This window comes from Riemerella anatipestifer (assembly GCF_009663465.1).
In the GTDB taxonomy this organism is placed as follows: domain Bacteria; phylum Bacteroidota; class Bacteroidia; order Flavobacteriales; family Weeksellaceae; genus Riemerella; species Riemerella anatipestifer_C.
Window position 1 is genome coordinate 284,659 of the sequence record NZ_QXHU01000001.1, and the last position, 15,539, is coordinate 300,197.

Below are 15,539 nucleotides of genomic sequence, written 5' to 3' on the forward strand. Positions count from 1 at the left end.
ATTAGGGATTTCCTTCCTGCAATTCTATTTTTACCCTTTACATTTACATTTTCCCCTCCTGCAATTGTATTTCTACTAATTACAATAAGGGATTTCCTTTCTGCAATTCTATTTTTACCCTTTACATTTGCATTTTCCCCTCCTGCAATTGTATTTCTACCAATTACAATTAGGTTTTTCCCTTTTGTAGGTTCATTCTATCCTTTTACGGTTGCGTTTTTAGATACTCATAGATTTCATCTTTTAGATGTAGTCTTATTTTTCTAAGTTCCGTTAAAAATTCATCTGTAGTATGGTTTTGCTCTCCTGCTTCATAGTGTTTAATTTTACCATTAACCTCGTCATAGTCGTTGAAAAGTTTTTTGAAATGATTGTCGGTTTGTTTTAAATCTGAAATTTTTTCTGAAAATTCAGGGAATTCGTTGATTAAAATGTGATTTTCCATTAGATTATATTTTTTATAACGTGAAGTTAGCAAATTCAACCAAAATCTGCAATGTGAATTTTATCACTAGCTAATTTGATAATAGCTTACATTATTTTTTGTTATATTATGTATCTTTGCGGAAATAAAAATAGATTGAAATAAGATGTTAGTAATAGGAATAGCAGGGGGTACTGGTTCGGGAAAGACTACGGTGGTTAATAAGATTTTGAAAAAACTAAATGTAGAAGGGGTAAATGTTCTTTCTCAAGATAACTATTATCACGACAACCAAAATCTTAGTATGGCGGAACGAGAAGGGCTTAATTATGACCACCCAAAGTCGATAGATTTTGAACTTCTACGCGAGCACGTAAGGGCACTTAAGAATAATGAGCCTATAAAGCAGCCTATTTATTCATTCGTTACCCATTCTCGCACGGGAGATTATGTCACTGTAGAGCCAAGAAAGGTTTTGCTTGTTGAAGGTATCTTGGTACTTACCGATAAAGAGTTGCTTAAAGAATTTGATGTAAAGATTTTTGTACACGCCGATTCGGACGAGCGCCTAATTCGCCGTATTAAAAGAGATACTCAAGAGAGAGGCAGGGATTTAGAAGAGGTGCTTTACCGCTACCAGACAACTTTGAAACCAATGCACCAAGAGTTTATAGAGCCATCTAAAAACGAAGCGGATATCATTATTCCCAATATGAAACAAAATCCTGTAGCGATAGATTTTTTAACCACAGTCATTAGCAATTCTCTAAAAAAACAATCTGAATGAAAAAGCTCATTAAAGATATAAACCCAACAGAAGAGCCTAAAGAAACTTCTCCTAAAATGTTTTTTTTTAGGAAGTATATCCTCAATAAGTATGTTATTACTATTGTGGCTTTTTTTGTTTGGATGATTTTCTTTGATAATACTTCTTTCCTGGTGATAAGGGATTTGAATTCAGAAATTAAAAAGTACGAGGAACAGCTAGATTACTACAAAACAGAGTATGAGAAGAATGATGCTTTCTACAAAAAACTAATGTTTAATAGGGGAGAGAAAGAAAAGTTTGCTAGAGAGAACTATTTTATGAAAAAATCTAATGAAGAGATTTTCATATTAGTAGTAGATAGTGCTAATACTAATAAAAAATAACAGAATATACCTCTTATGAGCGGTAATGAAACTATAATATTTAAAGGACTGATTACTAAATCTACAGGAAGCTGGTATCAGGTTTTAGAACAGAAAACCCAACAGTTTTACGAGGCAAGAATGAGAGGTAAATTTAAACTCCAAAAGACAAGGCTTACCAATCCTCTCGCTGTGGGAGATTGGGTAGAATTTCAGCTAGAAACCGATGGCGTTGCTTGGATTACTAAAATAGAGTCAAGAAAAAACTATCTCATCAGAAAATCGGTTAATTTATCCAAAGAAGCTCATATTATAGCGTCTAATATAGATGTCGCTTGTTTTCTTTACACTTTAAATAGTCCCGAAACTTCGTTAGGTTTTCTAGACCGTTTTTTGGCTTGTTGTGAGGCTTATAATATTCGTCCACTTATATTGTTCAATAAGGCAGATATGCTGAATGAAGACGATATAGAATATGTAGAAGCTCTTAGGACTATCTATCATCATATTGGTTACGATAGTCTTTTGATTTCGTCTCGTACTCAACAGAATTTAGAGGAACTTAAAGCTATTCTTAAAGATAAAATTTCAGTATTCTTTGGGCATTCGGGTAGTGGCAAATCTACACTTGTAAATGCTCTACAACCAGGGCTTAATTTAAGGACTGGCGAAGTGTCAGAAGTTCACCTCAAGGGTAAACATACCACGACTTTTGCTCAAATGCATTTTTGGGACTTCGGTGGTAGTGTTATAGATACGCCAGGCGTTCGGGAGTTTGCAATGATAGATGTTGAAAAGGAAGAAATACAACATTATTTTCCTGAAATATTTAGAACGAGAGAAGACTGTAAGTTTCATAACTGTTTGCACCTTAACGAACCAAAATGTGCCGTGCTTTCTGCTATAGAAAGCGGTGATGTTCTTGAAAGCCGTTACGCTACCTACACCAAACTGATGGAAGAAACCGAAGAACAAGGGTTTTAAAGTTTATAATAACACTCCATTTAGAAACAACACTCCAGAGCTGTGGTTGTGTTTTGCCCCTGTTACAGATGCCAAAACATTGGTTTTACCTTGCCACTTCAAAAGCCCTAACAAACCAAAAATAAGAGCTTCTTTGTATTCCACAACTTCTGAAGGCGGAACAATTATTTCTATATGAGGAGCTAAAAAACTTAACCTTTCAATGAGAAATTGATTGTAAGCTCCGCCTCCTGTAACCAAAAGTCTTTTGCCGATATCCGTATCCAAAACATTGGCTATCTGTATCGCTATATGTTCTACTAGACTAGCTAATAAATCTTTAGGCTCTAAAGAAAATGTTTCTATAATTGGGATAAACCATTCATTCACTTGTTCAATTCCTAAAGATTTAGGATGTGATTGTTTATAAAAGGGTAGGGCATTAAGTTCATCAACAAGAGTTTGGTATATCTTACCACTTCTAGCAATTTCTCCGTTTTTATCATAATGAAGAGAAAAATATTTTTCGGAATAATAATTCAATAAGGTATTCACGGGGCAAATATCAAAAGCCAATCTTTCCCCATTCCTTTTGTACGAAATATTAGAAAACCCTCCTAGATTAAGACAGAAATCGTAGTCCGAAAACAGTAGCTCATCACCCATAGGTACCAGCGGTGCTCCTTGCCCACCTAAACGGACATCTTGCACTCTAAAATCGCCTACTATCGGAACATTTATCTCTTTTGAAACAGCTGATAAATTGCCTATTTGCAAAGTAAAATCATCTTTAGGATTGTGCCACACCGTATGTCCGTGGCTGGCAATTAAATCCAAATTTTCAATATTTTCAGTTTTAATAAACCTCAATATTTCTTGATTAAGATAGTTTGAGTATTCTACATTTAGTAACGCTACTTCTGGCTTTGTTTGTTGAGCAGCAAACTTTAGCCTCATCTGCCATTCCTTAGGATACGGATAGGTTTGAGCCTTTATAATTTCAAAATCATAAGTACTTTCATCTATTTTAAAATAGCAAAAATCAATTCCGTCTAATGAAGTACCAGACATCGCACCAATAATGTACATTTTCTCTCTTTTATATTTTTATTATGGCATTCCCTTTTCCGTTCCTTTACTCATAAGGAAGATGGTGTTTTTTGAATTGTTTCCCAAACTAAGCTTAATAGAGCTAGGATAGCAATCTACAACCTAATCATTATTTCTATTTATAATATCCCTTATAAACTCATTGGGACTATTTACACTCAGTAAATATTTTTTCTCAGATGTAGAAATTTTTACCATATTCTTTCTATCATTAACAAAAGTTACGGTGTCATCCATTAAGGTTCCATTAAAACCAAAAAAACCTTTTGAACTGAATGTAGCTGTAAGATTTGAGAATTCAGCTGTATTAACAGACTTTATACTATTAAGAGGTATCATCTGATAACCTATATTTTTTTGTAAAATAAGGTACTTGTCTGTAATTTTAACTTTCTTCAATGAATTTGCATAAAAGTACATAGCCACTAATGAAGTTATCAACAAAATTCCGAACTTAAAATAAATATTAACTTCTTCACTTATATTATTGTAAAATAAGGTAACTATAAGTAAACTTAAAATAATTAAGGTTAATCCTGTTATGATATTTACTTCGGTAGAATTAGAGCTTTTAAAAACTTTCATAATTTTTTATTCAATTTTAGTGAGACAATAATTAAATTCTTCTTATTCTACTAAGTTAAACAAAATTTCAGAATTGGAAACTATTTCATCATTTTTCTCTTTCTTTATTTTAACAAGGAAATTTATAAAAAAACTGAGAGCCATAAAAACTCTCAGTATTCTATTTTTTTTAAGTCAAAAAATATTAGCTTCTTTTAGAAAGCCTCTATTATTTTTGAGAAGTCTTCTATATTCAAAGCTGCACCACCTATAAGACCACCGTCTACGTCAGGCTGAGAGAAAATTTCTTTAGCATTACTTGGCTTTACAGAACCTCCATAAAGGATAGATACTTCATCTGCCACTTCCTTGCCATATTTTTCTGCTATCATATTTCTAATAAAAGCGTGCACCTCTTGCGCTTGTTCTGCGGTGGCAGTTTCTCCAGTACCTATGGCCCATACAGGCTCGTAAGCTATAACCACTTTCTTTATTTCCTCGGCACTTAGAGTAAACAAAGCCGTTTGTGTTTGATTCTTAATTACTTCTAAATACTTACTAGACTTTCTTTCTGCCAAATTTTCGCCATTACAATAGATAGGTGTAAGCCCTTTATCTAATAAAGTTTTTACTTTTCTATTAGCGTGGCTATCAGTTTCTCCGTGGTATTGTCTGCGTTCAGAGTGAGCAATAATGCTCCCATCTAAATTTGCAGAAGCTATCATAGCAGCCGAGATTTCTCCTGTGTAAGCTCCAGATTCGTGTTCGGAAATATCCTGAGCATATACTTCTACCTCTTTATTTTTAAAAATATCTTTAGCTGTGGTAAGGTAAAGAGCTGGTGGAGCTATCATGACCTTACAGTTAGGCGTATGCGTACTAGTATAATCGGATAGCTGTTGCATAAGCTCTTTAGCTTCTGAAAAATTCTTATTCATTTTCCAGTTTCCTGCTACAATGTTTTTTCTCATAATATCAATGCTTTAAGATTAGTCTAATTTCCAAATAGTTTTCATCAGTTTGTAGAACTGGTGTTCTCTTTCTGTAACTTCATTATCTGCTTTAATGAGTGTTTTTGCAAACTTTGCGAAATTCTTTCTTTCGGCTTCGGTAGAATCATCTAAGAAACAACGAGCATGAAACTCAAAATGGTCTTTCCACGCTTCTGGTTGTAGTGTTGCAATGACTTCCAACTCGTTATCTAAATTGATTCTGAACGGAAACTCATCAGCAAGATACTTTTGGATAACGATACCTTCTTCTGGTTGTACTTCGTAGTCCACTGCAGAAAGAATCATTAACAAATGATAACCTGCTATAGATTTGTTTGATTTTTGCATTTTATTTTTATTGAATAGTTAATTTAATGTTTAGTTGATATAATCTTTTGCACTTTTTTTATCAGTAATTTTCCCATTTTCTAAAACGAGTACGAAAGGATTGCTCCTAGCTATGGTCTTGATGGCTGTGCCGTCCATCATTGCATTTGGTAGTGTTTTAAATGTATTTTGTGCCGTAGAAACTCCATAAACTACCGTTTTGCGATGTTTGGATACTTTATTTTCTACCGCTTCTAAGAGATTAGCATCTACCTCGGCGGGCTTATAGCTAAATACCAAAACCGTTTTTGGAGCTTGTATAAGGCTATCTGTAATATCATTACCGTGCAGGTCTTCTATTTTAAATTTTACAATTTCAGACGCATAGCCTTCTTTAACTACCTCGGAAGTGGTTTTGTCTTCTTGGATTACCCAATCAGGATTTTGCCAATAGTTTTGGTTGATGTAATCATCTTGATTAACTTTTATAATCTCTTTAGTTTTTTTATGTTCAAGGGTGTAAAATGTTTTGTACTCAGACGGATTTTCTTCAATCTTTTTCTTTTCGGACTTTAAATCTGTTCCTATTTTATAATCTCTGAAATCAATAATAGGCTCATGTTTAATCCCGTGAAGCATTATCCATAGAGAAACTATTGTTCCTAAAAACAACACAGAACTTCTTGTTCTCATGAAAGAAATAGAAGTCTTATCTCTATATGCAAAGTAGAGTAGAAGGAGCAGTACTAGTAGTAAAATGTCTTTCCAGAAGCTTTGCCAAGGTGTAAATTTAACCGCATCTCCGAAGCAACCACAATCTGTAACTACATTAAAATAAGCTGAATAGAAAGTGAGAAAAGCAAAGAATACACACAGTCCAATCAACGCTGATAGAACTTTTCTTACTGAAATTTTTAATAGTAATAAAATTCCTAAAATAAGTTCCAAAATCACTACAAAAAAAGCGATTGGAAGAGCCCAACTCTCTAGTATCTCAATATTAAAGACTTGAGGCGAAAAATACTCTTCTAGCTTAAATGAAAAGCCTTTAACATCTACCGCTTTAACAAAACCAGAGACAATAAAAATAAGGGCAACAACAATTCTTAGTAAGCGTTTAAACATTTTTTTCGTTCATTTTTATGAGACAAAACACAGCGTAATTAAGCATATCAAAATAGTTAGCATCTAGCCCTTCCGACACTAAGGTGTGTCCATTATTATCTTCTATTTGTTTGGTACGAAGCACCTTTTGATAGATTAAATCTGTAATAGAGGAAATCCTCATACTTCTCCACGCTTCGCCATAGTCATGATTTTTCCTTTGCATTAAGGCTTTTGCTTCGTTGGTGTAATGTTGATACAAGTTTAAAATTTCTTCAGTGTCACTATCTAAATTTTCTGATAACCCTTTTTCTAACTGAATAAGACCTATAACAGCGTAATTAACTATCGCTATAAACTCTGCTTCCTCTGATTCTTCCACCATTCTTTTTTCGGTCATTTGAAGCGTTCTTATTCTATTGATTTTAATAAAAATTTGGTCAGTGATAGAGCTTGGGCGTAGCACTCGCCACGCTGCACCGTAGTCTTGGAGTTTCTTTTCAAATAAATCTTTACAAAGGTTTATAATCTCGTCGTACTGTCTAGAAGTCTCTTGCATATACATTGGGTTATAACTCCCCAAAGATAATGAAAAAAATGCATATTAAATAAGTTTACCTCGTCTATATTTAACCACGATTTATAATTCTATAATGAAGTTTTCGTCAGTTCTAAATGATTAAAATATTTTTCCGTTTGGCAACTATATAAATCTTTACACCAAAATGTAAATTTAAGAGATAACAAAATAAAAACATATAAAATGGAAAATATAACATTAACAGAATTTCACGACGATGTGATGAGTTTAGTAGCAAATACATTGTTAACACAAAAGATGTAGCTATTAGTTTTGAGCAAATTTGTAAAGTTTTAATTGAAAATCAATCATCTGTCTTAATAAGTTCGTAATTGTAGAAACATTCACTTTCCCATTTATTTGTGAATTTATTTACCACAAAAGTATAAAAATAAATCACAAATTTTATATCTTTGCAGGAGTTAATTATCGGAAAAGAAAGCGTTAGCTTTTATTTTGTTGTCCTGAAATCTGGAAAATTTCACAATACAACGCAAAATAAACAGACTGACCTTACACCTCTATATGGTGTGGGTTTGTCTCGTTTATGTTGTATTGGCATTCCAGAGCCACAGGGCAGTAAACTAAGACTATCAACCCACACTTTCTTAATTTAAAAATCATTATTAAACTTCTGCTAGGGTTGGGTGGATTTAAAAATTCATCTTATGAAAAATTTAGTGTTAGTTGCTTATGTAGCAACAATGTTAGTGAGTTGTGGCGAAATGAACAGAGCAATGTTTGGAGTAACTGAGAAAAAACTTATACAAACTGTATCTGTAGAACAAGGGTGCTCAACAGAAAACATCAAAGTTTTAGACAAGGTTGTAACAACTGGAAATGCGACATATGCTCTGGATGTATGTGGTAAAAGAATGGTCTATAAACAAATAGGATCTGTATTTATGGAATCATCTAAAGCTGATGAAACTATTAACAACTTGAATAAGAGAAAAAAATAGACAAATCCATTTAACAAGCGGTGTATTGTAGATTAACCGCTTGTTTTTTAATGTGTAAAATATAGGAATTATGAAAAAAGTATTATTGTTAGCAGCAGCTATCACGGCAAATTTTTATTCTGCACAGACGGATAGCTATGGATTGAAAGCGGGATTGAACATATCATCGCTAAGTACAAATGTCGGAAATGAGTATAATTCATATTATTCATTAGAACTTGATAGTAGAAGTAAGGTAGGAGTTTATTTAGGCGCTTATATTGAGAGGAAATATACTGAAAAAAGCTCTTTAAATGCAGAAGCTCTTTTGTCTTTTCAAGGTGCGAGATTATCACTAACACAAAAAATTTCTGTACCTAGTTATGGATATGGAAGTTCTAACTATGATAAAACTGTGGTAACGAATGTAAATTTCACTCAACTCAATATCCCAGTTTATTACAAGTATAAGACCAACGAGAGGTTTGCAGTTCACGGAGGAGGATATTTAGGACTAACACTATCTTCTGATGCCAATGGAGTAACACTAGAGAATAATACTTTTGATTTGGGGCTAATTGCAGGAGCATCTTATGCTATTAACGATAAGTTCAGTGCGGAAGCAAGATATAATTTAGGATTACTAAATCTAGATAAATCCAATGAATTTAAGAATAGAACTTTTCAATTAGGAATTTCATATCAATTAAAATAATAGAACTATGAGAAAGATACTATTTTTATTTGTTGCAATAGCCTTGTTACAAAATTGTAGCAGAGATAGAGAGAACGAAACTTCTAATCCAATAAAAAAATCGCAGTTTTTCAATCCACCAAGTTGGATACGTGGAAAATGGGGACATGGTAATGTAGTAGTATTCAAGTTTACTAATGATGATTTCTTTACAAGTTCAATAAGTCATAAAGGGCTATTGGAATCAACCCGTAGTGCTGGAGGAACAGCAGTAGTAGATGAAGATATTTCTAATAGTCATTATGATTTTACAATAAAGATTGGAAATCCTGGAGGAAGTGGACCTGTATCCGAAGGAGAATATCAGTTTAGAAGAGTTTCTTCTACAAAAATAGAATGGGTAAATAATCCCGCAGGCAATGATGATTCTTATTACTTAACCAAAATACAGTAATTTTTATTTAAAGCAAAATCTATGAAATATTTAGTATTAGGTCTATCACTACTTTGTTTAACAACATTATTTTCCTGCAAAAATAACGATGATGATATTGAATTTGTAAACCAAAATTCTACTCCATTAGAGGGCGTATGGAAATTGCAAAATATACCAAGTGGGTCAAGACTTACATTTGAAAAACAAAATTGGAAATTAGAATCAGGAACAGTTAGAATTACAGGAACTTTTACTTTGTCTGGAAATACAATAAATGCCGTTGTTATAAATCGCTCTGGTTCTGGTAGTAGTGCATTACAGCCCGATGCATTTACTGGTAATATCGCAATTGAAGGTAATAAAGCAACCTTTACTAATTTTAGTGGTAATTGGTATGCTGTATTTTCAACTTGGTATCAGAAGCAATAAATAATTATAATAAAATCTTGAGAAAGGAGTGCTAGTTGGTATTCTATGGTATTCCTTTCTTTTTAGTACAAAAAATGATAACAACTAAAAGTAATAAAGTATATTGGATAGATGTAATTAAATATTACATAGAGGAGAATAAGAAAGAAGAAATTGACGAAAAACTAGGAATAATTTTATATTTGTTTATTTGAAAACTAATCGTATATTTACGATGAACTTATGAAAAGAAATTTAGAATCTATTGATTATACGAGAAATGTAGAATTACTAGCCGACTTTGCAAAAGCCTTGGCGCATCCTACTCGCATTGCTATCCTATCTTATCTAGAACAACAAAATTCTTGTTTTACAGGAGATTTGGTGGATATATTTCCTTTGGCACAATCTACCATTTCTCAGCATCTTAAAGAATTGAAAAGGGTAGGACTTATAAAAGGAGAGCTTAATCCTCCAAAAATAAAATATTGTATAGATGAAGAAAAATGGAATCTTGCCAAATCTTTATTTTTCAATTTTTTTGATAAAAAAACTCAATCCTCTTGTTGCGATTGATAAAAAAATATAAAACACCTATCGTTTATTTACGATTAACTAAAATTAAATTATTATGAAATTATCAGAATTTAAAAAAGTACTAGCTACATTAAGCCGTATTGATTTTCAAACACCTAATGGCGATTTTATTCCACCTCATTTTCATATTACAGAGGTAGGACAAATTACCAAAGATTTTATAGATTGTGGTGGAATAGTAAGAAAAGAAAAGTGGGTAAACTTTCAGCTATGGACAGCAACAGATTATGACCACAGACTAACACCTGAAAAACTATTGGATATTATTGCTCTTTCCGAAAAACAATTACAACTTACCGATGAAGAAATAGAAGTAGAATATCAGGAGGAGAGCATTCAGAAATTTGGATTAGATTTCCAAGGTAATCACTTTGTTCTTACAACTAAACAGACGGATTGTCTAGCTCCTGATAAATGCGGAATCCCGACCGAAAAACCTAAATTAAAACTTTCAGAACTTCAGAATAAAACTAATTGTTGCGACCCCAACTCTGGCTGTTGTTAATTTAAAAAAATAGAACACTATGCCTTTATTATCTAAAATTCAGAATTTCATAGAGAAGTTAGAAGTCAATTCTATTTCGGAAGAGAGGAAAAAAATATTACAACCTCTCATAGACTTCATTACAGAAAAGCAAAGGAAGGGAGAATTTATTAGGCTTAATTTTATTTGCACACATAACTCTCGCAGGAGTCATCTTTGTCAAATATGGGCAAAGACTATGGCTTATTACTTTGGAATTTATAATGTAGAATGTTACTCCGCAGGAACAGAATCTACGGCTCTATTTCCTAAAATAGCGGAAACTCTTCATAATGTAGGATTCTCTATAAAGGTATTATCAAAAGAGGAAAACAACCCTATCTATGCGATAAAATACTCGGATAACGAAATGCCTATTATTGGATTTTCTAAAACATTAGACCATCTTTTTAATCCCAAGGTAAATTTTGCTGCTGTTATGACTTGTTCTCAAGCGGATAACAATTGTCCTTCCGTCCTAGGTGCAGAAAAACGATTTTCCATAACTTATGAAGACCCTAAAGTTTTTGATAATACGCCTAAACAGACTTTTGTTTACGCCGAAAGAAGTTTACAAATAGCCACGGAAGTGTTGTATGTATTTCAGAATATTAAATAAACAGACGATATTCAATTTTCATATAAAAAAACCGAGAGAAAATTTCTCTCGGCTTATATTTTCAATTTTGTTCCGCTATCTTCCAAATAGACCTCCCATACCAGGCATACCGCCTCCCATTTTGCCCATCATTGCCATAAGCTGTTTGCCTTGAGGTCCTTGCATCATTTTCATCATTTTACCCATTTGGTCAAACTGCTTCATAAGTTGGTTGACTTCTTCTAGCTTTCTACCACTTCCTTTGGCTATTCTCTTCTTTCTATTAACATCTATAATGCTAGGTCTTCTTCTTTCTTCTGGTGTCATAGAATGGATAATAGCCTCTATGTGTTTAAATGAGTTGTCGTCTATATCCACATCTTTAATGGCTTTGCCTACCCCTGGTAACATACCAAGAAGGTCTTTCATATTACCCATTTTTTTAATCTGCTGAATTTGCTTTAAGAAATCATCAAAACCAAATTCGTTTTTAGCGATTTTCTTTTGTAGTTTTTTAGCTTCCTCTTCATCAAATTGTTCTTGAGCTCTTTCTACTAAAGACACTACATCACCCATACCTAAGATACGGTCTGCCATTCTTTCAGGATAGAAAAGGTCTAAAGCCTCCATCTTTTCTCCTGTGGAAATAAACTTAATGGGCTTATTAACCACCGAACGAATAGTAAGAGCCGCACCACCTCGGGTATCCCCATCTAATTTTGTAAGGACAACACCGTCAAAGTCTAAAGCATCATTAAAGGCTTTAGCTGTATTTACAGCATCTTGCCCCGTCATAGAGTCCACAACGAACAAAGTTTCCGTAGGCTTGATGAAATAATGTACCGATTTTATTTCGTTCATCATTTGTTCATCTATCGCTAGACGACCTGCAGTATCCACAATAACCACATCGTGCTTGTTAGCTTTGGCAAAATTAACGGCATTTTCTGCTATCGTAGAAGGGTTTTTATTTTCCTCTTCGGTATATACTGGAATTCCTGTTTGACTTCCTAGTACTTTTAACTGGTCTATCGCAGCAGGACGATAAACATCACACGCTACCAAAAGCGGATTTTTAGCTCTTTTTTTCTTTAGATAGTTAGCTAATTTCCCAGAGAAAGTAGTTTTACCAGACCCTTGAAGCCCTGCAATTAGAATAACCGTAGGTTTCCCCGAAAGGTTGATGCCTTCTTGAGAACCACCCATAAGTTCCACCAACTCATCGTGTACTATTTTGGTCATTAGTTGCCCTGGGGTTAGGCTGGTAAGTACATTTTGTCCTAAGGCTTTCTCTTGTACTCGTTTGGTAAGGTCTTTAGCTACCTTATAATTTACATCGGCATCTACTAAAGCACGGCGGATTTCTTTAACCGTTTCAGCTACATTTATTTCCGTAATTTTACCTCTTCCCGAAAGATTATGAAGAGCCTTATCTAATTTATCTTGTAAACTATTGAACATAATCGCTTTATTTTGAGTGGCAAAAATAAGGAAAATTTAGCATTCTTCCGAATAAGTGCTTTGGCCTTATGGATTGTTAAAGTTTTCTCGTAAAAATTTGTGGTAAATTTCTTCTCCGCTTCTTATAGAATTTACCGCCCATCTTATTTTGGTATGCCATTTTTTATCGGGGCTAAGTTTGTAGTCTATGGTAGAATTAAGAAGTTTTTGTTTGAGTTCGTACATACATATTGCTGCAGCCACAGAAACATTAAAACTCTTAGTAAAACCATACATTGGTATTGCTAAAGTTTCGTCTGCAAAGTCTAGTAATTCATCAGAAACGCCTTCCCATTCGGTGCCAAAAACTAGAGCAATAGGCGTTTCTACCTTATAATCTGGGAGCATCGTAGCATTATTTTCGGGCGAAACAGCCACTATTTTATAACCTCGCTCTTTTATCTTCTCTAGGGAAGCCTTATTTCTAGGCATTTTTTCCACTTCTACCCAAGTATCTGCTCCTTTGGTAACGCTGAGGTTTGGGTCAAAAATATTATCTTTTTCTAAAGCTACTACCTTATGGAAGGCACACGCTTCCACACTTCTTACGATTGCAGCAGCATTGCGATATTGATAAACATCTTCCATCACAGGTAAAATGAAATCCGAGCTTTCCTCCGCATAATGGTTGATTTTTTGCAGGCGTTCTTCAGTCAAGAATTGAGCTAAATATTGAAATGTCTTTTCTAAATCTTCTAGGTTGTTGGTTAGTTCTGGCTTCATTTTTTTGCTATAATCATTCTGTCATTATTAGATAAATCTTTGATGAGTTGAGCATCACTGAAATCTTTATACAAAGCTAAAGTTTCTGCTCCTAGTTTTTGGTTTATTTCTAAAAATAAAAATCCTCCGTTGTTAAGATATTGTTTGGCGTCTGTTGCTATTTTTCGGTAAAATACTAAAGGGTCCGCACAAGGAGAGAAAAGAGCCAAATGAGGTTCAAAATTCTTTACAGTATCCGAAATTTCGGAAACTTCTTCTATATCTATGTATGGCGGATTAGAAATAATTACATCATAGTAAGTTGGCAATGTATAATTGAGGTAATCATCGAGTATAAACTCAATCTCGGTGTGGTGTCTTTCTGCATTTTTTTTGGCGATGGTTAGAGCTTCTTTAGAGAAATCTATGGAGGCTATTCTCGCATTCGGAAAATGTTTTTTCAGCACAATAGGTATCACTCCCGAGCCAGTACCTATATCTAAAATTTTAATTTCTGTTTTGGAAAACTCTTTTGAAATGGTTTTGATGGCGTAGTCTAGCAGTTCCTCTGTTTCTGGGCGAGGAATAAGCACGTGTTGGTTCACGCAGAACTTCATACCAAAAAACTCGGCTTCGCCTAAAATTTGTTGGTAAGGCTTTCCGCTTTTTAGTTGGCTGATGGCTTCGGTATATTGTACTATCGGTTGAGAGGGAAGTTGGGTGTTTTCGGATTGTCGCAGTCCTATTTTGTCTAAACCTAGATAATGCTCTCCAAAAATTTCCCACAAACAAGAAATCTCGGAACTATTATAAAGCTCCGAAAGCTCTTGCTTAAAAATAGAATGTAATTCTAGCAACTTCATTACCTCACAAATACCAGTTGGTTATCTTTGGAGCGTTCTTCGTCTATAAGATAACCTTCGTAATTAAAGGTTTTAATATCATCTAAAGTTTTGGCATTGGTTTCAGCACAAAAACGGATGAGAAGCCCTCTGGCGTGTTTGGTATAAACCACGATAGTTTTTAGTTTGCCGTTCTTGTATTCGTAGAATTTAACATCTATAACCTTCGCTTTTAGCTTTTTGGTATCTACTGATTTAAAGTATTCTGTACTGGCAAGATTTAGGAGAATATCATCGTCCTTTAACTCTTCGTTAAGAGCCGCTGTAATTTTGGACTTCCAAAAAGAATATAAATTTTTATACTTATCAAACTGGAACGGACGACCCATTTCTAAACGATACAGCATAATCCTATCCGAAGGTTTTAGCAGTCCATACAATCCCGAGAGTATTCTGTAATGTTTTTGGAGGTAATCTACCGCTTTTTTATCTAGAGTAGGAGCGTCTAACCCACGATAAACCTCACCTGTAAAAGTATAGAGGGCTGCATTAGACTCCTCTTCCGAAGGCGAGGTACTCCAATTTTGGTTTCTTTCCCAGTTTTCATCTGCCAATTTGGAAGAAATTTCCATTAAATCAGAAAGGTATTGTGGTGTTTTCTCTTTCAAAAACGATTGTATAAACGCCGAATCTTCTATAAATTGAGGTTCGGTAGGTTTTAGCATATCTGATTTTAATGAGATATTCATTAACTTAGCTGGAGAAGAAAGTATAAGCATAAATCTATTTTTCTGCAAAGTTAAAAAAATACTAGGGAGTAAAGAATCTCTTTTCCAATAATAGGTATAAGTATTTTATGCAGAAATAAAGGTTAAAAAAGAGCGGCTGAATCTTCTTGATTCAGCCGTATTTTTATAAAAACGAGTAAAATATTATACCAAAACTTGCATACTTCCGCAAAAGGTGATATGTTTGCCCCAGTTTTATGACACGCAATACCAGCTACATACAAAAAAGTGAAAAAAACTTACACAAAAATTTGGTACTTCCAAATAATTGTGTAAACACACACACACACACACACACACACACACACACACACA

General features: G+C 33.8%; 21 protein-coding genes. 10 read left to right on the plus strand and 11 right to left on the minus strand.

From position 1 onward, the window contains the following. Window positions 1–205: 205 nt before the first annotated feature. A complete protein-coding gene (locus D1003_RS01225; protein WP_004918955.1) occupies window positions 206–445 on the minus strand; it encodes a YdcH family protein in 240 nt (79 codons plus the stop codon). 145 nt (window positions 446–590) lie between these two features. Between D1003_RS01225 and udk the strand changes: the two genes are divergently transcribed. From udk to rsgA, 3 genes are read left to right on the plus strand one after another with little or no spacing between them, the layout of a single operon-like run. Then, on the plus strand, window positions 591–1,211 hold the full coding sequence (gene udk, locus D1003_RS01230; RefSeq protein ID WP_004918954.1) for a uridine kinase: 621 nt from the start codon (window positions 591–593) through the stop codon (window positions 1,209–1,211). Then, window positions 1,208–1,576 carry a septum formation initiator family protein gene (locus D1003_RS01235; protein WP_153935402.1) on the plus strand — a complete coding sequence of 123 codons (369 nt, stop codon included), beginning with the start codon at window positions 1,208–1,210 and terminating at the stop codon, window positions 1,574–1,576. The genes udk and D1003_RS01235 overlap by 4 nt, the downstream gene beginning before the upstream one ends. A gap of 15 nt (window positions 1,577–1,591) precedes the next feature. After that, window positions 1,592–2,539, plus strand: a complete 948-nt coding sequence (rsgA, locus tag D1003_RS01240; RefSeq protein ID WP_014938685.1) for a ribosome small subunit-dependent GTPase A — start codon at window positions 1,592–1,594, stop codon at window positions 2,537–2,539. Between the two features lie 3 nt (window positions 2,540–2,542). Here the strand turns inward: rsgA and D1003_RS01245 are convergent, their stop codons facing one another. The 6 genes from D1003_RS01245 to D1003_RS01270 form a co-directional block, all read right to left on the minus strand. After that, on the minus strand, window positions 2,543–3,607 hold the full coding sequence (locus D1003_RS01245) for an anhydro-N-acetylmuramic acid kinase (RefSeq protein WP_153935403.1): 1,065 nt from the start codon (window positions 3,605–3,607) through the stop codon (window positions 2,543–2,545). A gap of 123 nt (window positions 3,608–3,730) precedes the next feature. Continuing rightward, entirely contained in the window at window positions 3,731–4,213 is a 483-nt protein-coding gene (locus D1003_RS01250) for a PH domain-containing protein (RefSeq protein WP_153935404.1), read from the minus strand. A 194-nt stretch (window positions 4,214–4,407) separates the two neighbouring features. Beyond that, the gene (tpiA, locus tag D1003_RS01255) at window positions 4,408–5,163 is read right to left on the minus strand and encodes a triose-phosphate isomerase (RefSeq protein WP_153935405.1); all 756 of its coding nucleotides are present in this window, start codon (window positions 5,161–5,163) and stop codon (window positions 4,408–4,410) included. An 18-nt stretch (window positions 5,164–5,181) separates the two neighbouring features. Next, window positions 5,182–5,532, minus strand: coding sequence for a hypothetical protein (locus tag D1003_RS01260; protein ID WP_014938681.1), 351 nt, complete (start codon window positions 5,530–5,532; stop codon window positions 5,182–5,184). 30 nt (window positions 5,533–5,562) lie between these two features. Then, the gene (locus D1003_RS01265) at window positions 5,563–6,636 is read right to left on the minus strand and encodes a BT_3928 family protein (protein WP_153935406.1); all 1,074 of its coding nucleotides are present in this window, start codon (window positions 6,634–6,636) and stop codon (window positions 5,563–5,565) included. Beyond that, complete coding sequence (locus D1003_RS01270; RefSeq protein WP_014938679.1) at window positions 6,629–7,174, minus strand: DUF1599 domain-containing protein; 546 nt, start codon at window positions 7,172–7,174, stop codon at window positions 6,629–6,631. The genes D1003_RS01265 and D1003_RS01270 overlap by 8 nt, the downstream gene beginning before the upstream one ends. A 689-nt stretch (window positions 7,175–7,863) precedes the next feature. Between D1003_RS01270 and D1003_RS01275 the strand changes: the two genes are divergently transcribed. The 7 genes from D1003_RS01275 (at window position 7,864) to D1003_RS01305 (ending at window position 11,413) form a co-directional block, all read left to right on the plus strand. Then, a complete protein-coding gene (locus tag D1003_RS01275) occupies window positions 7,864–8,157 on the plus strand; it encodes a hypothetical protein (RefSeq protein ID WP_038693060.1) in 294 nt (97 codons plus the stop codon). 70 nt (window positions 8,158–8,227) lie between these two features. After that, window positions 8,228–8,851 carry a porin family protein gene (locus D1003_RS01280; protein ID WP_153935407.1) on the plus strand — a complete coding sequence of 208 codons (624 nt, stop codon included), beginning with the start codon at window positions 8,228–8,230 and terminating at the stop codon, window positions 8,849–8,851. A gap of 7 nt (window positions 8,852–8,858) precedes the next feature. Then, window positions 8,859–9,284, plus strand: coding sequence for a hypothetical protein (locus D1003_RS01285; protein WP_014938676.1), 426 nt, complete (start codon window positions 8,859–8,861; stop codon window positions 9,282–9,284). A 21-nt stretch (window positions 9,285–9,305) separates the two neighbouring features. Continuing rightward, window positions 9,306–9,695: a hypothetical protein gene (locus D1003_RS01290; RefSeq protein ID WP_014938675.1), complete on the plus strand. Its 390-nt coding sequence runs from the start codon at window positions 9,306–9,308 to the stop codon at window positions 9,693–9,695. 222 nt (window positions 9,696–9,917) lie between these two features. Beyond that, window positions 9,918–10,250: a helix-turn-helix transcriptional regulator gene (locus D1003_RS01295; protein ID WP_153935408.1), complete on the plus strand. Its 333-nt coding sequence runs from the start codon at window positions 9,918–9,920 to the stop codon at window positions 10,248–10,250. A gap of 55 nt (window positions 10,251–10,305) precedes the next feature. Continuing rightward, entirely contained in the window at window positions 10,306–10,776 is a 471-nt protein-coding gene (locus tag D1003_RS01300) for a DUF6428 family protein (RefSeq protein ID WP_014938672.1), read from the plus strand. Window positions 10,777–10,795: 19 nt separating this feature from the next. Beyond that, window positions 10,796–11,413 (plus strand): protein-tyrosine-phosphatase, encoded by a 618-nt coding sequence (locus D1003_RS01305; protein WP_153935409.1) that lies wholly within the window; start codon window positions 10,796–10,798, stop codon window positions 11,411–11,413. Between the two features lie 75 nt (window positions 11,414–11,488). Here the strand turns inward: D1003_RS01305 and ffh are convergent, their stop codons facing one another. The 4 genes from ffh to yaaA all read right to left on the minus strand — a co-directional run bounded on the left by ffh (window position 11,489) and on the right by yaaA (window position 15,215). Then, window positions 11,489–12,853 (minus strand): signal recognition particle protein, encoded by a 1,365-nt coding sequence (gene ffh, locus D1003_RS01310; RefSeq protein WP_153935410.1) that lies wholly within the window; start codon window positions 12,851–12,853, stop codon window positions 11,489–11,491. Window positions 12,854–12,919: 66 nt separating this feature from the next. Further along, the gene (locus D1003_RS01315; RefSeq protein WP_153935411.1) at window positions 12,920–13,615 is read right to left on the minus strand and encodes an RNA methyltransferase; all 696 of its coding nucleotides are present in this window, start codon (window positions 13,613–13,615) and stop codon (window positions 12,920–12,922) included. After that, window positions 13,612–14,457: a peptide chain release factor N(5)-glutamine methyltransferase gene (prmC, locus tag D1003_RS01320; RefSeq protein ID WP_153935412.1), complete on the minus strand. Its 846-nt coding sequence runs from the start codon at window positions 14,455–14,457 to the stop codon at window positions 13,612–13,614. Before prmC ends, D1003_RS01315 begins: the two co-directional genes overlap by 4 nt. After that, the gene (yaaA, locus tag D1003_RS01325) at window positions 14,457–15,215 is read right to left on the minus strand and encodes a peroxide stress protein YaaA (protein ID WP_153935413.1); all 759 of its coding nucleotides are present in this window, start codon (window positions 15,213–15,215) and stop codon (window positions 14,457–14,459) included. Before yaaA ends, prmC begins: the two co-directional genes overlap by 1 nt. Between the last annotated feature and the right edge of the window lie 324 nt (window positions 15,216–15,539).